Annotated in this window: 1 protein-coding gene; it reads left to right on the top strand. The window is 67.8% G+C overall.

What is annotated here, in order from left to right; all coding sequences use genetic code 11:
- The first annotated feature begins 11 nt into the window (after positions 1-11).
- Positions 12-992, top strand: coding sequence for a transposase family protein (locus ACFYNL_RS39740; RefSeq protein ID WP_388813154.1), 981 nt, complete (start codon positions 12-14; stop codon positions 990-992).
- Positions 993-1,047: the final 55 nt, after the last annotated feature.

Genomic DNA, 1,047 nt, shown 5'->3' with positions numbered 1-1,047 from the left:
CGACCTCGTGCATGGTTGGCCGTGGCTCGGCGCGGGAGTGGCTCGTTGAACCGAGCATGGTGGGGGCTGGGGCGCGTGAGTTGATCGTGGCGGAGTACCGGGTCACTGGGCTGTCGCCGGATGTGATTGCTGAACTCGTCGCTGAGGTGGGGCCGTTGTGGCACCAGCGGCATCAGGCACGCTTGACGGATCGGCCGCGGCGGCGGGCTGTAGGAGCAGGGGCGAAGCACAAGTTCGTCTTCATCGACCGGCTGCTGGCCACATTGGTGAGTCTGCGCCATGGCACCACACATGACGTGCTGGCCTGCTGGTTCGGCGTGGACCGCTCCACCATCACCCGCGCCATCGGCGAGGTGCGGCCTCTGCTCGCCCAGCGAGGCTGCACCATTGCGCCGGGCATCCGGCTGTGCACTCTCGCCGAGGTCATCGAGCACCTGGGCGCCGACGGTCAGACGGGCATCATCGACGGCACGGAGATCCGTGTGCGGCGCCCGGCCGCCGGCCGCAAGGACCGGGACAAGTTCGTCTCCGGCAAGACCAAGCAGAACGCGGTGAAGTCCATGGTCCTCACGGACGCCGCGGGGCGTGTGCTGTTCTGCAGCCCGGTCCGGCCGGGCAGTTGTGCCGACATCACCCAGGCCCGACAACTCGGACTGGCCGAGCTCCTGGCCGACGGTCCGTTCCTGGAGATCCTCGCGGATGCCGGCTATCAGGGCATGGGAGCGCAGACCGGCGGCCGGGTGGTCACACCACCGCACCGCAAGTTCAAGAAGAACGCTCCCGCCTGGTACGAGGAGCGGCACGAGCAGCAGCGTAAGGCGCACTCCTCACGGCGCATGCCCGTGGAGCACGGCATCGCACACCTGAAGAACTGGCGTGCTCTCGCCCGCCACCTGGGCCGCCGCGAGCACATGAGCGACATCGTCCAAGCCGTCGCCGGACTGCTCTCACACCAGCAGACCGCCACTGTCTCCCTCAGCTTTCAAACGTGAACACCGTCAGCACCGCTGCTCTCGACATGCCCCGGCCAACCATGCACGAGGTCGT

It is taken from the genome of Streptomyces sp. NPDC007808, from assembly GCF_042868655.1.
GTDB lineage: Bacteria > Actinomycetota > Actinomycetes > Streptomycetales > Streptomycetaceae > Streptomyces.
This window is presented reverse-complemented; position numbering and strand designations above follow the sequence as displayed.